Consider the following 18,408-nt stretch of genomic DNA (forward strand, 5'->3'; position numbering starts at 1 on the left):
TCTTACTTACACGCGAATAGCGTAATTGAAAATAATCACCCAACTCTTTTCTTTGCTCGACAATTACCGCTAACTTACGCCTTGATGTTGCTTTAGATTTGCCAAATTGGAGTAACATTTTGTCGATTTAAATCCATTTTGGAGTTTGTGCTTTCCCATCACAAAATGCCCTACACGTTGAGAACTTCTATTAAACATTGCTTATATATGACATTCGACTAGCTAAAAGGCAAAAAGAAAGACCTGACCCTATTGGTTTTAAAATAACCTTCAAATTTGTTTAGACTGTTCATTTCAGCAAAGGAAGTTACACAAAATCAGAAAGTGCTAAATTAACCCATTGCAACTATTTTTCTAGATTAAAAGTCTATTGAGGCCCCTTAGTGATCATGATCTCCATAAACAAGTATTCTATCTGAATCCATAGGTTTATAGAATCCAACACTTTTTGACTGAGACTTGAAGATTTCCACCGTAACATCTAACTCTTCTAGTGATTTTACCCAAGTAAAACTATCACTAAAACAAGAGGAAAACTCATATTCGAAAGATACATTTGAAGGGTAGCCTCCAAACTCCAATATGACACTTTCCTTAAAAGGCTCAGGACCGCTCACTTTATGTTCTTTGATATAAGAAACGTTTGGGTCTTTAGATTTCCAGTCCATTAGACACTTTCTTTCATAAGGATTAGCTAGAATAAAAACCCCATTCTCATCATGGTTATAACCATAAGCTATATAAATTAATACAAAATTTAGGATTATCGATACCAAAAAAATTATACTTCGCATATGACCCCTTTATTCCCAAAACCACTCAATACCCGAAAGTGGGACTTGCTACCAATCACTGTTTGTGACTCGTAGTTAATTTCAGTAGAATAATCAATTAAATTATCGTTGATTAAGGTTCCATCTTTAAAAAACCTCAAACTCATACTAATACAAATCTTCACTATATTGAGTTTGGTTTGTTGTGGTCACATCCACAGTCCCCCAGCAATTGCTTGGATTATTACACGCCCATACGTTGCATTGGTTTGAATTTTCACAATACCTTTCTAATAGCAGCAGTGATAAAACTATGTTCAAATTTGCCCCCTTGGAGATCTGATAGAACGCCTCCAGCAGTTGTTTTCTTGAGTTAAAAAGAGCACATCCTTGCTAACATTTACTTTCTTACGCTCAACTCAAAAATCAGGTTTTCATTTCCTTCTCTAAGGTAAGCAATTTTTACAACTCGCCCCTCTTGGATTGTATCTGAATCATGCTTTCTATTCGCAAAAAAGGTGTTTTCTGTTCCGTAATCATTGTACTTAAAGCGTACTCCATCAACAGTAAAAGCCTCTTCTCTACTATTTCTTTCAACAATTTGAATATCTTCAATAGCTCCTTCAACTGTAGAATAATTTCCAGAATCTATGCCATTAGATTTTAATACTAGGCCATAAAATGACAGTGACTGCATTACAAAAAAGCCAAATACAAATAAGAAGCCAAACCAGAAGTTAACTTTCTTTTCAAACTGTAGTTTATTTTCGTACCAGTATTTTATCTTCGGGCAGCACAATATTAGTAGAACAGAACAAACAAGTGTTAAGTAAAAACCAATTTTGGTTCCCATAAAATCGGACTGAAAATAAAGTTCATACATTAACTAAATCTCCTATGGCTAATCTATGGGCCGAAATTGCCGTATGAACCATGCTCGTTTCTTTTCCCCGAGCCGATATCGAACGAACACAAAATGGGTTCAGGTCTTTCTTTTTTTACCTAAATTAAAGACTGAACTGAAGTGGGTATTATAATTTAGAAGGAAAATGTAGCTCGACCTCTTTTGATAGATAAAAGCTACTTACCATTATTCTTTATTTTTAAAACTTAAATCATTATGACAAAAAGCATCTATTAAACCATCACTATCCGCTTTATTTATTTTTGCTTCTACTGAGCATACAGTTAATAAAAGCGCTAAACATAATAATAAATTTTTTATTAAAATATCCTTTTCTATTAAAACCACTATTTACAAGTTAAAAACTTCTTAAACTTAAATATATTTATCTGATAATTTATATTTAGTCTTTAACCTCGAGATACACTCACTCGGTTTAAAGGCAAAGTCACGACTCTGGTTTTTTATCGTTACATAATACGCAATGAAATCACATGAAACTAAAACAGCAGCTAAATCTTCATCATTCTTGAGCGATAAAGTTAACCTCGCCGTGGGTTTATAAATGTAAGGTAAATTTAAGTCTATTTTTACAGTTTCTATTGTAAGCAGTATCTCGTTAGCAATAGCAAATTCCGCTTGATTACTCATGGCAATTACGCTTGCTCGCAACATTGCAAAATCAAGGGCTTGAGTTGAACTTATATCGCCATTGCCTTGGTACGTAACGCGGTACTCACCATTAGCCAACACTTTATCGCTATAACCACCACGAAGGCCATCAGGTTGATATGAAACTGTATTACAGCCTGTTAAAAGCAAGCTAGAATGAATCACTAAACCAAGGGTTAAGCAATGAAATAATCGTATCATATACTAAATACTGCCCCTTAGTTTCCTAACTTTGGTCACATATCCCGACGTATACAAAACGTTAAATAAATCACTCTTGTATGCCACTAACAGGGTTAAACTCTTGCAGCAATGTAAAATCAGCATCATCTGTATAGGTTGAGTGACTAAATAACAGTTTACGTAACTTAATTTGTAGCTCTCGTTGTTCACCTTGATCACTATTGAACTCTGTGTCATACGCCTTTAAATGCACTACGCCATTAGCTAATTCATTCACTTCTAACCAAGGCACACCGTTTAAAGCAGACTTTTCAAGATTAACCGCTTTAAAAAATGCATCCCCTAGCCACATTTGCGCGGCTACCCCTTCTATATAACCGTGTTTAAATCGCCAATGACCTGGGTTTACTCGGGTATCAATAATTGTTTCATCTAATGGCGGTGGCAGCCCATTACCTATTTTAGGTAAATGTTCATGAGACCAACCGCTTAACTCATAACCCCATACTGAATCATCATTTTGTTTCGTGTTATAATCTTGATCCATCAAACGCGCCATTAAGAAATTAGGATGATTTAACAATGGCTTCCACCAAGTGTCGCGGGCTCGAATTAAGTTATCAAAGCCCTTGATGATTAACTGATCTATGCGCCAATCTGAAAGGTGTCCAAATTTTATATAATGCGTTCCCTGTATATTTATATCTGGGCTCGGATGCGTAATTGAAAAAATATCAGATTTTTTTATATCTTTTGCTTTGCTTTTAATAAAGTTTTCAACTTTTATGGTTGTGCCTTTGTTGATATTAACTAACTTAGTTAACTGCTCATGCTGAATGAGGCCGTTGCTTAAATCAGCCAACTCCCAAAGCGCTAACGCTTTGGGAAAGCTCTGGGGCAAAAAGTTGATATTTAAATATAAACTCATTGACCTGTGTACTCCTTAATCACTATTTTGATACCTGCATCACTTGCGTACTCTTTAAGTATTCCTGTAGCAGCAAGGCCCCCGGGTTGTACCCGAACGTCTAAAGTTCTGTTAGCTAATGGAACTTCATTTCCGCTGCTACCTTTAATGCTTCTTCGTGCTAAATCATCAATATGGTCTGTTGTGCGGTTATACCAACTAGCACCATTGGTATTAATCGATTTTAAAACTTCATTTTCCATTCAGAAATCGTGAGCTCATAAACCTTTTATTTCAACCGACTCTACCAACGAGCTTAAAAACACTCAAACAACAAATTCTGTCTCGATTCATTTAATTAATAACAAACACCCGCCACGTAAATACACTTCATTAAGGGCAACTGAAACAAGTACCGTGTTCATACAAATCAAGTAAACTGTGTCACTTAAAAACAGCAGAGCTAGCTATTTGAGCCAGCGGCACTAGGTAGTAGCACCGACATAAATTGCACAGTCTGCTGTTAGCAAATGTGCAGTTCTACTGGGATTAACAGCGCATTTGATAGCTTTTTATTGAGAAAGAAGGCCGAGGCGCCAATACTGTTTATTTACTTAAACTTTCATTTATCACCTTAAGCATATCTGAACTTATTGGTAAAAAAATTCTTTCATTACCTTTAAATCTGATTTCAAGAGTTTCTTCAGGGTTTACTTTACTCTCTACACAGAAATCCCTGTTTTGACCAACGGTTTTAATAGTGCTCCAAGGTATAATATATACATGGAAATAAGGAATAGTCATCGGGTAAAATGCAATACCTTTTTCTACCACTTGAGTCTTATAAAGACGTGTAAAATGGTCAATATAACCATAACCATGAAACCAATTTTCTTTCAAAATACCAAAGTCTTTCACTTCATTCGAAAAAAATATACTATAGGTATCAATAGCAAGTTCCCTTTTCTTTAACCTTACAATACTTCTTTTAACAGCAAGGCTTACAGGACCAAAAAAATTCCAATAAAAAAATATGTACAACAAAAGACCACCACTTATTGAATATACATAACTTCCTGTAAAAAAATAAATAATAGTCCCAATAGTCATACCTATAACTATAAAGGCTCGCTTTGACATTATGATATAGAATACTAACTTTATAAAATTCATATAAGAACCATAGGGATCAGGTCTTGCTTTTTGCCACTACCCGACTCAATTTTGAATAGTGTAATTGAAAATAATCACCCAACTCTTTTCTTTGCTCGACAATTACAGCTAACTTACGCCTTGATGTTGCTTTAGATTTTCCAAATAGGGGTAACACTTTCTCGATTTCAATCCATTCTGGAGCTTGTGATTGCCCATCGTAAAATGCCCAAAACGTTGATAACTTTTATTAAACCATTGCTTATAAACAACATTGGACTAGCTAAAAGGCAAAAAGAAAGACCTGACCCTGTTTGATTCTAGCTCTCAACGCTTACTTTTTATTTTTTATATAGCAAGGACTAAACTTAGTGTACTTTTCGTTTTCATCATATTTTTGAACAAAAGAGACCTTATCTAAGACTCGTCTTTCAGAATTATCTTTATGAAAAGTAAATCTAGCTTCTATAAACACATAGCTTTGCACGCAAGCATCAAGTAAATTGACTCCATCATTGAAGGTGATGACATCTAAATATCTATCTTTGAGAAAAAATTCACTATCTGACTTTGAGGGATATAACTCATAAATCCCACCAGTATTCTTCACAAGATAGCCAGAAAAATTGACTTCCTTATTTAAATATTTGTCAGAGCTTCCTAGCAAAGAATATATATTAGTGAACACTACTTTGCTTTGTAAACTAAAACTAAAAAATAAAAAACAAAGAAAAAGGAACCTTAACATTTACCATCTCCTGAATATATATAGTACAAGAACACCTTCCACTATTGCTGTTTTATTGATATTGATAAGTAACTTTTTGGGTAGTCTGATATGCATAAACACTGTATATACCAATCTCTACCGCTCTGTGATATTACGTGATCATGGGGTCAGGTCTTGCTTTTTGCCACTACCAGACTCACGCTTGAATAGTGTAATTGAAATAATCATCCAATTCTTTTCTTTGCTCGACAATTACCGCTAACTTACGCCTTGATGTTGCTTTAGATTTTCCAAATAGGGGTAACACTTTGCCGATTTAAATCCATTCTGGAGTTTGTGCTTTCCCATCACAAAATGCTCAGCATTTTGATGACTTTTATTAAACATTGCTTATATATGACATTCGACTAGCTAAAAGGCAAAAAGAAAGACCTGACCCTATTGGTTTATATGAAAATAGTGCTTTAAACCTAGAGTAAGTTTTAGGCCCTGACTGTCACTAATAAATAAAAAGTAACTTGCTCATCAAAATTTGTAAAACTGTAAGACTAACCCCTCTTAGTATGCATATTCATCCCATTTCTAAAAAATATTGTTGCAACTTTTTCAATTGTACTAATGAAAGAAACCCAAGTATCAAAATGATAATAGTTTTCCAGTAATGAGGTTTAGAAAACATATCAACTGCTGCAAATAAAGCAATTACAACAATATACGATACAAAAACATGCTTATCTAATGTTCTGACATTACTACGAATATTTTTAATGTGGGGCAAAAGGCTATAGCTCCCCAGAAACAATAAGCACATCAAAATACCTAATTGCCAGCCATGTTTAGCTAAAAGTACAAGGGGTGCACCATACAAAATAAAGCAAGCTAACGCTTTGTTATTTGAAGATTGCTCCATTGAATTACCTATATTCCTTTATTAATTATGCAAGTGCGAACCACGGGGTCAGGTCTTTCCTTTTGCCACTATCTTACTTTCACGCGAATAGTGTAATTGAAAATAATCACCCAACTCTTTTCTTTACTCAACAAATAGCGCGCACTTTAGCCTTGCTATCACTTTAGATTTGTCAAATTGAAGTAACACTTTGCCGATTTAAATCCATTCTGGAGTTTGTGCTTGCCCATCACAAAATGCTCAGCATTTTGATGACTTTTATTAAACATTGCTTATATATGACATTGGACTAGCTAAAAGGCAAAAAGAAAGACCTGACCATTTTAGTGACACTTTTTAGATGCTATGCTAGTAACGCTTTTTCATCAAAGCCTTGCTCATGTAATTTGACTACAAGCTGTTCAAGCAGGTCATCTTTTTCAGGGGCTACAGGCTGCGTTAATAGTAAAGAAGTAACATTCCCAAAACCAGGGTGCTCAAAACCAGGGTTTTCAAGGCCATGTTGTGCTCTTAGCGTTAGCAGCATAAGTGCAGCATAAGGTGTAAATTGCCAGTTCATATTATCGAACTCAAAAAACATCTTACTCGGTGGTGATGCAACCTGAGCGACTTGATCGTCACATAACTGATTTAGATAAGAGGTAACTTTTGTTAAGTCTGTACTATCCCAGTTATCTATAATAGATTGGTAAGCAAAATCATCTACGATCGGTTTTAGGTTATTGTCACCTTTGGCCCTATCAAACAGCAAGATAATAAAATCACCAATATGACTTTTTGATCTATTCACCCAGAGCTTCATGTAACCTGCTTGAAATAACGTATAAATTTGGCGAGCATATTCATTATTATTCAATATCACTGCAATACTTAGCTGAAATACCGATGTTGGTGATACCAACCTTAAAGGTTCACGACTAAAGCGATATCTAAAGCGCTTGAACTTATAGCTTTGTATTGTAAGCATGTAATATCCATAACTTAAACATATATTTAATTTACCTAAATCTAGTAAATTATCATCTACAAAACTAGCTTGTGCATCCATCTCATAATAATCACATGGAATTAACAGTTCCGTATTTAATACCTCCCAGTTAAAAAATGGTAATTTTTCATTTATAGGAACACCGTTTTTCGTTTTTCCTTGCTCAATATAAAAATTAAGCTCTTTTGTATTATTTATATAAACCTTTCTATACTTTTCAGGATTTTTTATCGCCAGCTTACGCTTTCGTAAAAATTTTTCTAATATTTTGTCCATTATTTACCTGCTGGAGTCATTGAGATTGTAGCAGTGTCAGCAAGCATCTAGGGGTCAGGTCTTTACTTTTGCAACAATCTTACTAACACGAGAATAGTGTAATTGAAAATAATCTCCCAATTATTTTCCTTGCTCGACAAATAGCGCAAATTTTCGGCTTGCTATCGCTTTAGATTTGCTAAATAGGGGTAACACTTTGCCGATTTAAATCCATTCTGGAGTTTGTGCTTGCCCATCGTAAAATGCCCTACACGTTGAGAACTTCTATTAGACCATTGCTTATAAACAATATTGGACTAGATTAAAGGCAAAAAGAAAGACCTGACCCTTTTTAGATTTAGTAGATTTATAAAGTCTCATCACACACTACGCTAGTAACGCTTATTCATCAAAGCCTTGCTCATGTAACTTGACTACAAGCTGTTCAAGCACCTCATCTTTTTTAGGGGCTACAGGCTGCGTTAATAGCAAAGAAGTCACATTGCCAAAACCAGGGTGCTCAAAATCAGGGTTCTCAAGGCCATGTTGTGCTCTTAGCGTTAGCAGCATAAGTGCAGCATAAGGTGTAAATTGCCAGTTCATATTATCGAACTCAAAAAACATCTTACTCGGTGGTGATGCAACTTGAGCGACTTGATCATCACATAACTGATTTAGAAAAGCCGTAACTTCAGTTAAGTCAGTGCTATCCCAGTTATCTAAAATAGCTTGGTAAGCAAAGTCATCTACGATTGGTTTTAGGATATTGCCACCTTTTACCTTATCAAACAGCAAGATAATAAAATCACCAATGTGACTTTTTGATCTATTAACCCAATGCTTCATGTAACCCGCTTGAAAAAGCTTATAAAAATGACCGGCATAATCATTGTTGTATAATATTACAGCAACGCTGAGATGGAATACGCTAGTAGGCGAAACTAAACCAACAGGTTCGCGAGAAAAACGAAGTAAAAAACGTTTTTTCTGAGAATACGTTATTATGTTTCTATAATAACCATACATTAAAAAAACTGCTAACCTATCACAATCTAGCTTACGTTTCTCTACAAAACTAGCTTGTGCATCCATTTCATAATAATTACATGGAATTGACAATTCTGAATCTAACATCTCCCAATCAGAGATTGGTGATATTTCATTTTTTAAAGTACCACGTTGAGTATGCCCATACTCAATAAAAAAATATAATTCTTCAATGTTATTCAAATAAATATCTTTATATTTTCTTGGATTATTAATTGCTTGATTACGTTTTCGTAAAAACTTTTCTAATATTTTGTCCATTATTTACCAACTGGGGTCATTGAGATTGTAGCAGTGTCAGCAAGCATCTAGGGGTCACAAGCACCTAGGGGTCAGGTCTTGCTTTTTGCAACAATCTTACTAACACGCGAATAGTGTAATTGAAAATAATCACCCAACTTTTTTCTTGCTCGACAAATAGCGCGCACTTTAGCCTTGCTATCACTTTAGATTTGTCAAATTGAAGTAACACTTTCTCGATTTCAATCCATTCTGGAGCTTGTGATTGCCCATCGTAAAATGCCCAACACGTTGAGAACTTTTATTAAACCATTGCTTATATACAACTTTGGACTAGTTAAAAGGTAAAAAGAAAGACCTGACTCTATTAGTTTGCATCCTAAAACACTACTTTTTGACACTCAACTCAAAAATCAGGTTTTCATTTCCTTCTCTAAGGTAAGCAATTTTTACAACTTGCCCCTCTTGGATTGTATCTGAATCATGCTTTCTATTCGCAAAAAAGGTGTTTTCTGTTCCGTAATCATTGTACTTAAAGCGTACTCCATCAACAGTAAAAGCCTCTTCTCTACTATTTCTTTCAACAATTTGAATATCTTCAATAGCTCCTTCAACTGTAGAATAATTTCCAGAATCTATGCCATTAGATTTTAATACTAGGCCATAAAATGACAGTGACTGCATTACAAAAAAGCCAAATACAAATAAGAAGCCAAACCAGAAGTTAACTTTCTTTTCAAACTGTAGTTTATTTTCGTACCAGTATTTTATCTTCGGGCAGCACAATATTAGTAGAACAGAACAAACAAGTGTTAAGTAAAAACCAATTTTGGTTCCCATAAAATCGGACTGAAAATAAAGTTCATACATTAACTAAATCTCCTATGGCTAATCTATGGGCCGAAGTTGCCGTATGAACCATGCTAGTTTCTTTTCCCCGAGCCGATATCGAACGAACACAAAATGGGTTCAGGTCTTTCTTTTTTTACCTAAATTAAAGACTGAACTGAAGTGGGTATTATAATTTAGAAGGAAAATGTAGCTCGACCTCTTTTGATAGATAAAAGCTACTTACCATTATTCTTTATTTTTAAAACTTAAATCATTATGACAAAAAGCATCTATTAAACCATCACTATCCGCTTTATTTATTTTTGCTTCTTTAGGGAGCTCTATATGCAAATAATCATAGTTGTATTTACCTTCATCAGTCATTCGATTTAGTTTATATCCAATCATAAATTTATCACCTCCACTGTAATCTAACACTGATATGTTACAACTAGTTGTGTAGTTAATCGAAAATACTAATGAAGCTTTAGCATCTTCGAATTCATCATAGCTCGCAAATAGAGGCACTGAGAAACTATCTATTTCCCCAACGTACTTATAAAAACCTTCTTGTTTGTCAAAGGATGCCCCTCCATCGGTATTGACAATTTTGACAAATGTATCAATTGCAGGCTTAATTTTTTCAAATCTAATACTTGTATTAATAACTTTAGAAAAGAACGCATTCTCCGCATTAAACCCATAAGCCAAGCAATTTGTTGCTGCAAAGGTATCACCAGCAAAACTGCTTAACAAGTTAGTGTCTTCACAATATTCAGATATAGGCTGTAACGCCATGCAAATGCCACTTTGGAATAAAAGGATAAAAATTAAATACCTCATAGTATCTCCACCATTTAACTTGAGCCTCTTCGATTAGCTCAGAAAAAAGCTATTACGTTGCTTGGCATAGTGCTTAACCATAATCCACGAAAGAGAAAACAAGAACCTACACACATGGGGTCAGGTCTTGCTTTTTGCCACTACCATACTCCATGCTTGAATTGTGCAGCTTGAAATAATCACCCAACTCTTTTCTTTGCTCGACAATTACCGCTAACTTACGCCTTGATGTTGCTTTAGATTTGCCAAATTGGAGTAACATTTTGTCGATTTAAATCCATTTTGGAGTTTGTGCTTTCCCATCACAAAATGCCCTACACGTTGAGAACTTATATTAAACCATTGCTTATAAACAACATTGGACTAACTAAAAGACAAAAGAAAGACCTGACCCTGTTTGATTCTAGCTCTCAACGCTTACTTTTTTATTTTTTATATAGCAAGGACTAAACTTAGTGTACTTTTCGTTTTCATCATATTTATGAACAAAAGAGACCTTATCTAAGACTCGTCTTTCAGAATTATCTTTATGAAAAGTAAATCTAGCTTTTATAAACACATAGCTTTGCACGCAAGCATCAAGTAAATTGACTCCATCATAGAAGGTGATGACATCTAAATATCTATCTTTGAGAAAAAACTCACTATCTGACTTTGAGGGATATAACTCATAAATCCCGCCAGTATTCTTCACAAGATAGCCAGAAAATTTGACTTCCTTATTTAAATATTTGTCAGAGTTTCCTAGCAAAGAATATATATTAGTGAACACTACTTTGCTTTGTGAACTAAAACTAAAAAATAAAAAACAAAGAAAAAGGAACCTTAACATTTGCCATCTCCTAAATATATATAGTACAAGACCATCTACCACTATTGCTGTTATATTGATAGTGATAAGTAACTTTTTGGGTAGTCTGATATGCATAAACACTGTATATACCAATCTCTACCGCTCTGTGATATTACGTGATCATGGGGTCAGGTCTTGCTTTTTGCCACTACCAGACTCACGCTTGAATAGTGTAATTGAAATAATCACCCAACTCTTTTCTTTGCTCGACAATTACCGCTAACTTACGCCTTGATGTTGCTTTAGATTTGCCAAATTGGAGTAACATTTTGTCGATTTAAATCCATTTTGGAGTTTGTGCTTTCCCATCACAAAATGCCCTACACGTTGAGAACTTCTATTAAACCATTGCTTATAAACAACATTGGACTAGCTTAAAGGCAAAAAGAAAGACCTGACCCTATTGGTTTATATGAAAATAGTGCTTTAAACCTAGAGTAAGTTTTAGGCCCTGACTGTCACTAATAAATAAAAAGTAACTTGCTCATCAAAATTTGTAAAACTGTAAGACTAACCCCTCTTAGTATGCATATTCATCCCATTTCTAAAAAATATTGTTGCAACTTTTTCAATTGTACTAATGAAAGAAACCCAAGTATCAAAATGATAATAGTTTTCCAGTAATGAGGTTTAGAAAACATATCAACTGCTGCAAATAAAGCAATTACAACAATATACGATACAAAAACATGCTTATCTAATGTTCTGACATTACTACGAATATTTTTAATGTGGGGCAAAAGGCTATAGCTCCCCAGAAACAATAAGCACATCAAAATACCTAATTGCCAGCCATGTTTAGCTAAAAGTACAAGGGGCGCACCATACAAAATAAAGCAAGCTAACGCTTTGTTATTTGAAGATTGCTCCATTGAATTACCTATATTCCTTTATTAATTGTGCAAGTGTGCGATATGCACATATGAGGGCAGGACTTTTACTTTGCTCTCAACTAATAGCTTAATTTAAATGGTTTTCATAATTCAGTTAGGGAAAGTAAAGCTTAACCTTATTCTCAAATTTTGGTGTACATTTTTTATGTTGATGGTAGAGATAACCATGTCTCTTTACTTATCAAAATTACACTTATAATCGACTTTCCCTCCAAATTCAGCACCGGCATATTCAGCGCTCGTCTTCAAAACTAATACCTTCTCACCTCTAAACTTTGCTGAAATAAGGCAATAATCAGAAAAACCCAAAAACTTTTTAAAAAGACTGACTTCTATAATTAAAAGTCCACCGTCAAAAAATAAAGTACCACTTTCAAATTCATCTCCGGCGCCAATCAATACTGATTTAAAACCTTGATCATAAGTGTACTCAGAGTGGGCAACACCTTCCTGTGTTCTTATTGAACTAAATTCTGTATCAAAGTGAAAATAAAAAGGCTCAAACTGATTTTTGATAAATACACCAGCACCTTTTGTTATGTACCAGAATAAAGTTAATACAATAAAGATAACTAAAAATAGTTTTCCAAAGACTTTCATAAAAACACTCATTAAATTTGAAAAACAAAATCGAGATTATGGACTATCAATACAACGGCCAGCCTACATAGCTAAAGCTCTTTCATATTTACCTCAACTAAAGACTGAACTGAAGTGGGTATTATAATTTAGAAGGAAAATGTAGCTCGACCTCTTTTGGTAGATAAAAGCTACTTACCATTATTCTTTATTTTTAAAACTTAAATCATTATGACAAAAAGCATCTATTAAACCATCACTATCCGCTTTATTTATTTTTGCTTCTACTGAGAGAACTATAATAAGATAGTTATAGGTATACTTACCTTCATCAGTCATTCGATTAAGTTTATACCCAACCAAAAATTTATCGCCTCCTCTGTAATCCAAAAGTGATATGCTGCAACTTGTTGTATAGCTAATCGAAAATACTAATGAAGCTTTAGCATCTTCGAATTCATCATAGCTCGAAAATAGAGGCACTGAGAAACTATCTATCACTCCAGTGTATTCATCAAAAGCTTTTTGTTTATCTAAAAATGAATCTACTTCAGAATTGACAATATTGATAAACTCTTCTATTGAAGGTTTAATATCATCGAATTCAATACTTGTGTTTCTATTCTTAAAGAAAGTCATATCCTCAGCAGTGTAACCATATACTAGGCATTTGTTTGCTGCAAAAATATCACCTCCGATTCGGCTTGACAGATAAGAGTCTTCACAATATTCAGATATAGGCTGTAACGCCATGGAAATGCCGCTTTGGAATAAAAGGATAAAAATTAAATACCTCATAGTATCTCCACCATTTAATTTGAAACTCTACGATTAGCTCAGAAAAAAACTGTTACGTTTTTTGGCATAGTGCTTAACCATAATCCACGAAAGGAAAACAAGAACCGACTCCTAGCTCTGTTGAACTCCATTCAATTTTATTAAAAAAACCATAATGAAAAACATTACTACAATTGCTATAGATGAGTATTTAATGGCTTTACAAACCCACACTTTGTCTTCCCGATAGGATTCAACTTTGAACAGCTTAAAACCATGATAAATTGCACCTGTTCCGCCGTAGTAGTTTATGAAAAGCTCTTTTTTTGCGAATTTTGGAGCTAAGATAAACGAAACCATTACAAACAAAAATAAAACAGCCGAAAGTACCATCAAAATAATAAGAAAATAATCTATCATTTCACCAGTTCACATTTACATATTTATCAGTAACTTACTATACCAATAAAAAGCAAGTTATGCTCCAACCAAACTTAAACACAATCTGGTGTTTTAGTTGATAGTAAAGCACTGCATTTGCTATTTTACGCCCAACACTAAATCAGTAATCGAGGACACATGGAAGCGCCTACTTTTAAATTAACCCGTGATAACTTTAACTCAATCTTTTTTCAGACTTTCATAAAAACGAAAGTGCAAACTGAAATACCTATCTTGAGATGCGCAGTCCCTTTACCTAAAGCGCAGAAATTCAAAGCAAAATTAATCACTGGTGCTATATTCATCATTGCTTGCCACCTTGTTTGGAAAACACAATCCGGTGCAGGTGCAATTGCCGCTGTGATCATTACATATCTCAGTTACTTTTTAGTTCAAATGTTTATCGCCAATAAGCGTTATTTCATCCATGAATCTCCCTTGTGCGAAATTAAAATAAACCAAGAACAGGTTTACCTGCCTGCACTTTTATTCGATGACAGAAAAGCACGAACACTTAAAAGAGAAGATTTACTTAATGTTGAGGCCGTATGGAATTTTACACGCACCAAAAGCGGCTACGATATTAACGATCCACAACCTAGGCGTGCTTATCTATTTTCTGTTATTTTTAAAACTCGCTATGGTGATTCAATTCCTTTAAATGACTGGAGCTTAGAACATCCTGAGCTCTTCAAGACACTTGTTGAGTATGATTACCCAGTCACTATGATCAGAACAGCCAAACGCGGGTCACCAATAACAGTTCACATAAAATGGTTCTTCCTATTTACCTTTATATGTACTCTCATCTACTCACTTACAAAATATGTGATTTAGCGGACTTATAAATATTCAATTGGCAAAGTAACTGCGAACAAGCGCTTTGCCTTAAACTTAGGCTTTATTGTTAAACAGCATACCAGAATGATTACTAGAAGTAGGAGCAAACAAAGAGTTTATCATCGTAGAAACATTACTTTTTACGGCAAGCTGGACTGCATTTATTTCTTCATCAAGTTGTTTATTAAGCTCTAGTAACTCACTTTCTCGTTGTTCTGGAGCTAGGTCTTTGTTGCTTTTTAAACTATTAATCTTATTTTGTAATTCCTTTATTTTTACTACTAGCTCTTGCTGTGTTTGTGATGTCTTTGATTGAGCTTCTGCTTGTGGATCAGAATCAACGCCCGCTTCTTGTTGTTTAGAGCCTTGAAGGTTTGTTGCTTTTTCACTTTCTGGGTTTAGCTCATTTTTATTTTGCTGATCTAATAATGGCTCTTTTAGGAATGAGGATGTGTACGAAGTTAGCTGCATAGTTTTCCTATCGTTAATTTTTTGACGTTTAGCTTTAAACCTTTTGAAAACAAAATAGATGCACAATCCGTACCCATTTACCACCCAAAACTTTTTATGTTGCTAAGCATGTATGTTCCTTTAAAGTTAGCGATATTAAACTTTAACTATTAATCCCCCCTTTCAACAAACCAATACTAAAGAACCAGTTTTTAACTTTTAAATAACCTTTTGTGATCTCTTTTTAAACACCTGCCGTAAGCCTTATTGAAATGGACACGTCGTAACGTCCGAACTTACAAAGATATAAGGAAGAACGATGAAATACATACTCCTGGCTAGCAGCTTACTTTTTCTCACCGCGTGTAGCGATGATGATGACGATAATACCGAAGTTGTTACCCCTCCCCCAGTTCAAGAATTCACTCCAAGTAAAACCTATTCTGTAACTTTAAGTGGCAAACAAGAAGTGCCAATGAATGACTCAATGCAAACAGCGACTGCAACGGTAGAGCTTGACGAAAGTTTAATGCAATTTCGTGCAACACTTGATGCAAACTCAGTCGAAGGCTTTAGCGCAGCACACATACACGACGGCGATTTAGGCGCTAATGGTGATGTTGCTTTTGCATTTGAGGCCACTACCGATGGTATGTATGAAGTCGCAATAACCGACCTTGATGAAACCCTAATTGCTGATTTAATGGATGGCGATTGGTACATTAACCTTCATACCGAACAATATGCAAACGGCGAACTTCGTGCGCAAATTGTGCCTGATACAACGAGCATCATCACGTTTGTTTTAAATGGCGATCAGCAAGTGCCTATGAACGACAGTGACGCAATGGGTTATGGCTATGCATCTTATGATAGCGCAACGACAGAATTACGGCTTCGTGCGGTGACTATGGGTGTTGATGACGCTACAGCAGCTCACATCCATACAGGAAAATTAGGCTCAAATGGTGATGTATTCGTGACTTTAGAACAAGACGACGAAGTCATGACTGACTGGGTTGTACCAGAAGATACCATGATAGACAGCGACACTCTGGCAGTACTTCTAGACGGCGGTCACTATGTTAATGTTCATACGCCTGAACTTGCCGGTGGCGAAATTCGCGGCCAAATCTTAACAGACAACTATGCAGTTGCGACCTTTGACTTAAGTGGTGATCAAGAAGTGCCTATGGTCAGCACCATGGCTGATGGTGATGGTTATGCCCTTGTTGATACAACAGACTACAGCGTAGAGCTTACTGTTGTAACATCAGGCTTAGACGATGCAAGTGCTGCGCATATTCATACAGGTCGTATCGGTACTAATGGTGATGTATTAGTAGCTCTTGAACAATCAATGGACGACAGTAATGTCTGGATGACACCAAGCAACACGCAAATCAATGCGGATATTTTTGCAGTGCTGGCTTCTGGTGGTCACTATGTCAATGTTCATACACCTGCTAATGCTGGCGGCGAGCTTCGCGGGCAAATCCTAACCAGTAACTATGGCTTTACGAGCTTTAAACTAAGCGGTGATCAAGAAGTTCCTGCTGTCGAATCTGATGCAAGTGGTGAAGGTTATGCATTAATCAACATGGATAACTATGCCTTAGAGCTATTAGTAAACACAATGGGTGTTGATGATGCGACAGGTGCACACATTCACACTGGCCGAATTGGCACGAATGGCGACGTACTCGTTGCACTTGAGCAGTCAACAACTGACGCAGGCATGTGGATGACACCAGCAAATACCATGATCAACGCAGAGATATTTGAGGTACTTGCATCAGGTGGTCATTACGTTAACGTGCATACACCTGCTAACACGGGTGGTGAAATTAGAGGTCAGATCCTAACAGATAACTATCAACTCGTTACTTTCCCACTTAGTGGTATGCAAGAAGTTCCAGCCGTTGATACGATGGCATCAGGTAGTGGTTATGCCTTAGTTAACATGGATAATTACCATTTAGAATTAAGAGCGTTAACCGAAGGTGTGAGTGACGCCACTGCAGCTCATATTCATACGGGTCGTATTGGCACCAATGGCGACGTACTTGCCGCGTTAGAACAATCAAGCGATAACATGAACTTATGGCAAACACCTGAAAACACCATGATTAATGCAGATATTTTTGCAGTACTCGCATCAGGTGGTCATTACGTTAATGTGCATACTCCAGCTAACCCAAGTGGTGAACTACGTGGTCAAATCCTTACCGACAACTATGTGTTTGTAACCTTTCCGCTAAGTGGTGAACAAGAAGTACCCGCGGTCACAACGGATGCATCTGGTGATGGTTATGCGCTAGTGAATACCAATGATTACAGTGTTGAACTGCAAGTACTAACATCGGGTGTAAGCGATGCAACTGCAGCCCATATTCATACCGGTGTAGCCGGTGAAAATGGCCCTGTGTTAGCTCCTCTTGTACAAGACAGTGATGACATGAATCGCTGGATGAGCAGCACAGGTTTAATGATAGATGCCGATATCTTTTCAGTTTTAGCTTCAGGCGGTCATTATGTAAACATTCATACACCTGCAAATCCAAGCGGTGAGATACGAGGCCAAATTCAATAACTTTATAGAGTCAGAGGCCAATATTTTTGGCCTCTTTTCGTTACTTTCCTCGCTCAATTAATCTCACAATAGCACCCCTCAGCATCTGAGTTAATAAACTGGCTATTAAAACCCGCACGTAAGTTTGCGATTACTAACTCAACAAAGCCATTCTGACTTGAACAGGCGAGTCCTTTTGATAATGGCCCTGCATACACAAGCTGTTGATTTTCTGAAACAAGTACTGCGGCAGGTTGAGCGGGTAATATTGCAGCAACCGCAGATGTTGGTTTAAGTTTTACTACTTTAATACCTTGCTCTGAAGCATAGCTGCTAAGGCTTATTATGTGCGGTTGTGAGCGCTCTGAGCATACACAGGTATTTTCATCAATAATGTACAAGGTATCGGCATTGTTGATGTCAAGCCCCATACTTTGTTGAAAAGCAGGTAACCAATTTGTTGTGGCTAGCTTTTTATCTGGATCAAAGGTGCTTGCTTGTTGAGAATAAGCAAACACCAAGGCTAATGCCACAGAGGCAACCCAAACCAGAGTTGCCATTATCAGCC

Annotated in this window: 21 protein-coding genes; 2 read left to right on the forward strand and 19 right to left on the reverse strand. The window is 35.9% G+C overall.

Going from position 1 to position 18,408, the window contains the following annotated elements; all coding sequences use genetic code 11:
- Positions 1-380: 380 nt before the first annotated feature.
- The 17 genes from AADY36_RS20360 to AADY36_RS20440 form a co-directional block, all read right to left on the reverse strand.
- The gene (locus AADY36_RS20360; protein WP_150114719.1) at positions 381-668 is read right to left on the reverse strand and encodes a hypothetical protein; all 288 of its coding nucleotides are present in this window, start codon (positions 666-668) and stop codon (positions 381-383) included.
- 505 nt (positions 669-1,173) lie between these two features.
- The gene (locus AADY36_RS20365; RefSeq protein ID WP_055198792.1) at positions 1,174-1,656 is read right to left on the reverse strand and encodes a hypothetical protein; all 483 of its coding nucleotides are present in this window, start codon (positions 1,654-1,656) and stop codon (positions 1,174-1,176) included.
- A 207-nt stretch (positions 1,657-1,863) separates the two neighbouring features.
- Positions 1,864-2,025: a hypothetical protein gene (locus AADY36_RS20370; protein ID WP_342409604.1), complete on the reverse strand. Its 162-nt coding sequence runs from the start codon at positions 2,023-2,025 to the stop codon at positions 1,864-1,866.
- A gap of 27 nt (positions 2,026-2,052) precedes the next feature.
- Positions 2,053-2,550, reverse strand: coding sequence for a CC0125/CC1285 family lipoprotein (locus AADY36_RS20375; protein WP_342409605.1), 498 nt, complete (start codon positions 2,548-2,550; stop codon positions 2,053-2,055).
- A gap of 70 nt (positions 2,551-2,620) precedes the next feature.
- Complete coding sequence (locus tag AADY36_RS20380) at positions 2,621-3,460, reverse strand: hypothetical protein (protein ID WP_342409606.1); 840 nt, start codon at positions 3,458-3,460, stop codon at positions 2,621-2,623.
- Positions 3,457-3,702 carry a hypothetical protein gene (locus AADY36_RS20385; RefSeq protein WP_055021112.1) on the reverse strand — a complete coding sequence of 82 codons (246 nt, stop codon included), beginning with the start codon at positions 3,700-3,702 and terminating at the stop codon, positions 3,457-3,459. The genes AADY36_RS20380 and AADY36_RS20385 overlap by 4 nt, the downstream gene beginning before the upstream one ends.
- Before the next feature lie 343 nt (positions 3,703-4,045).
- Positions 4,046-4,549 (reverse strand): hypothetical protein, encoded by a 504-nt coding sequence (locus AADY36_RS20390; RefSeq protein WP_342409607.1) that lies wholly within the window; start codon positions 4,547-4,549, stop codon positions 4,046-4,048.
- A 376-nt stretch (positions 4,550-4,925) separates the two neighbouring features.
- Positions 4,926-5,279 (reverse strand): hypothetical protein, encoded by a 354-nt coding sequence (locus tag AADY36_RS20395; RefSeq protein ID WP_342409608.1) that lies wholly within the window; start codon positions 5,277-5,279, stop codon positions 4,926-4,928.
- A 613-nt stretch (positions 5,280-5,892) separates the two neighbouring features.
- A complete protein-coding gene (locus tag AADY36_RS20400) occupies positions 5,893-6,231 on the reverse strand; it encodes a hypothetical protein (RefSeq protein ID WP_054562455.1) in 339 nt (112 codons plus the stop codon).
- A 343-nt stretch (positions 6,232-6,574) separates the two neighbouring features.
- Positions 6,575-7,495: a hypothetical protein gene (locus AADY36_RS20405; protein ID WP_342409609.1), complete on the reverse strand. Its 921-nt coding sequence runs from the start codon at positions 7,493-7,495 to the stop codon at positions 6,575-6,577.
- Positions 7,496-7,876: 381 nt separating this feature from the next.
- Positions 7,877-8,782 carry a hypothetical protein gene (locus AADY36_RS20410; protein WP_342409610.1) on the reverse strand — a complete coding sequence of 302 codons (906 nt, stop codon included), beginning with the start codon at positions 8,780-8,782 and terminating at the stop codon, positions 7,877-7,879.
- Between the two features lie 366 nt (positions 8,783-9,148).
- A complete protein-coding gene (locus AADY36_RS20415; protein ID WP_342409611.1) occupies positions 9,149-9,631 on the reverse strand; it encodes a hypothetical protein in 483 nt (160 codons plus the stop codon).
- Positions 9,632-9,838: 207 nt separating this feature from the next.
- Positions 9,839-10,435, reverse strand: coding sequence for a hypothetical protein (locus AADY36_RS20420; protein WP_342409612.1), 597 nt, complete (start codon positions 10,433-10,435; stop codon positions 9,839-9,841).
- 403 nt (positions 10,436-10,838) lie between these two features.
- Positions 10,839-11,207, reverse strand: coding sequence for a hypothetical protein (locus AADY36_RS20425; protein WP_342409613.1), 369 nt, complete (start codon positions 11,205-11,207; stop codon positions 10,839-10,841).
- Positions 11,208-11,821: 614 nt separating this feature from the next.
- On the reverse strand, positions 11,822-12,160 hold the full coding sequence (locus AADY36_RS20430) for a hypothetical protein (RefSeq protein ID WP_054562455.1): 339 nt from the start codon (positions 12,158-12,160) through the stop codon (positions 11,822-11,824).
- 195 nt (positions 12,161-12,355) lie between these two features.
- The gene (locus AADY36_RS20435) at positions 12,356-12,781 is read right to left on the reverse strand and encodes a hypothetical protein (protein WP_342409614.1); all 426 of its coding nucleotides are present in this window, start codon (positions 12,779-12,781) and stop codon (positions 12,356-12,358) included.
- A 180-nt stretch (positions 12,782-12,961) separates the two neighbouring features.
- Positions 12,962-13,558 carry a hypothetical protein gene (locus AADY36_RS20440; protein ID WP_342409615.1) on the reverse strand — a complete coding sequence of 199 codons (597 nt, stop codon included), beginning with the start codon at positions 13,556-13,558 and terminating at the stop codon, positions 12,962-12,964.
- Between the two features lie 558 nt (positions 13,559-14,116).
- Between AADY36_RS20440 and AADY36_RS20445 the strand changes: the two genes are divergently transcribed.
- A complete protein-coding gene (locus AADY36_RS20445) occupies positions 14,117-14,815 on the forward strand; it encodes a hypothetical protein (RefSeq protein ID WP_342409616.1) in 699 nt (232 codons plus the stop codon).
- Positions 14,816-14,872: 57 nt separating this feature from the next.
- Here the strand turns inward: AADY36_RS20445 and AADY36_RS20450 are convergent, their stop codons facing one another.
- Positions 14,873-15,289, reverse strand: coding sequence for a hypothetical protein (locus AADY36_RS20450; protein ID WP_058584730.1), 417 nt, complete (start codon positions 15,287-15,289; stop codon positions 14,873-14,875).
- A 298-nt stretch (positions 15,290-15,587) separates the two neighbouring features.
- On the opposite strand from AADY36_RS20450, the gene AADY36_RS20455 reads away from it, so the two are divergent.
- Positions 15,588-17,861, forward strand: a complete 2,274-nt coding sequence (locus AADY36_RS20455; RefSeq protein ID WP_342409617.1) for a CHRD domain-containing protein — start codon at positions 15,588-15,590, stop codon at positions 17,859-17,861.
- Between the two features lie 53 nt (positions 17,862-17,914).
- Here the strand turns inward: AADY36_RS20455 and AADY36_RS20460 are convergent, their stop codons facing one another.
- Positions 17,915-18,400 carry a DUF6436 domain-containing protein gene (locus tag AADY36_RS20460; protein ID WP_055021445.1) on the reverse strand — a complete coding sequence of 162 codons (486 nt, stop codon included), beginning with the start codon at positions 18,398-18,400 and terminating at the stop codon, positions 17,915-17,917.
- Positions 18,401-18,408: the final 8 nt, after the last annotated feature.

This window comes from Pseudoalteromonas sp. D15MCD-2 (assembly GCF_038562745.1).
Classification (GTDB): Bacteria; Pseudomonadota; Gammaproteobacteria; order Enterobacterales; family Alteromonadaceae; genus Pseudoalteromonas.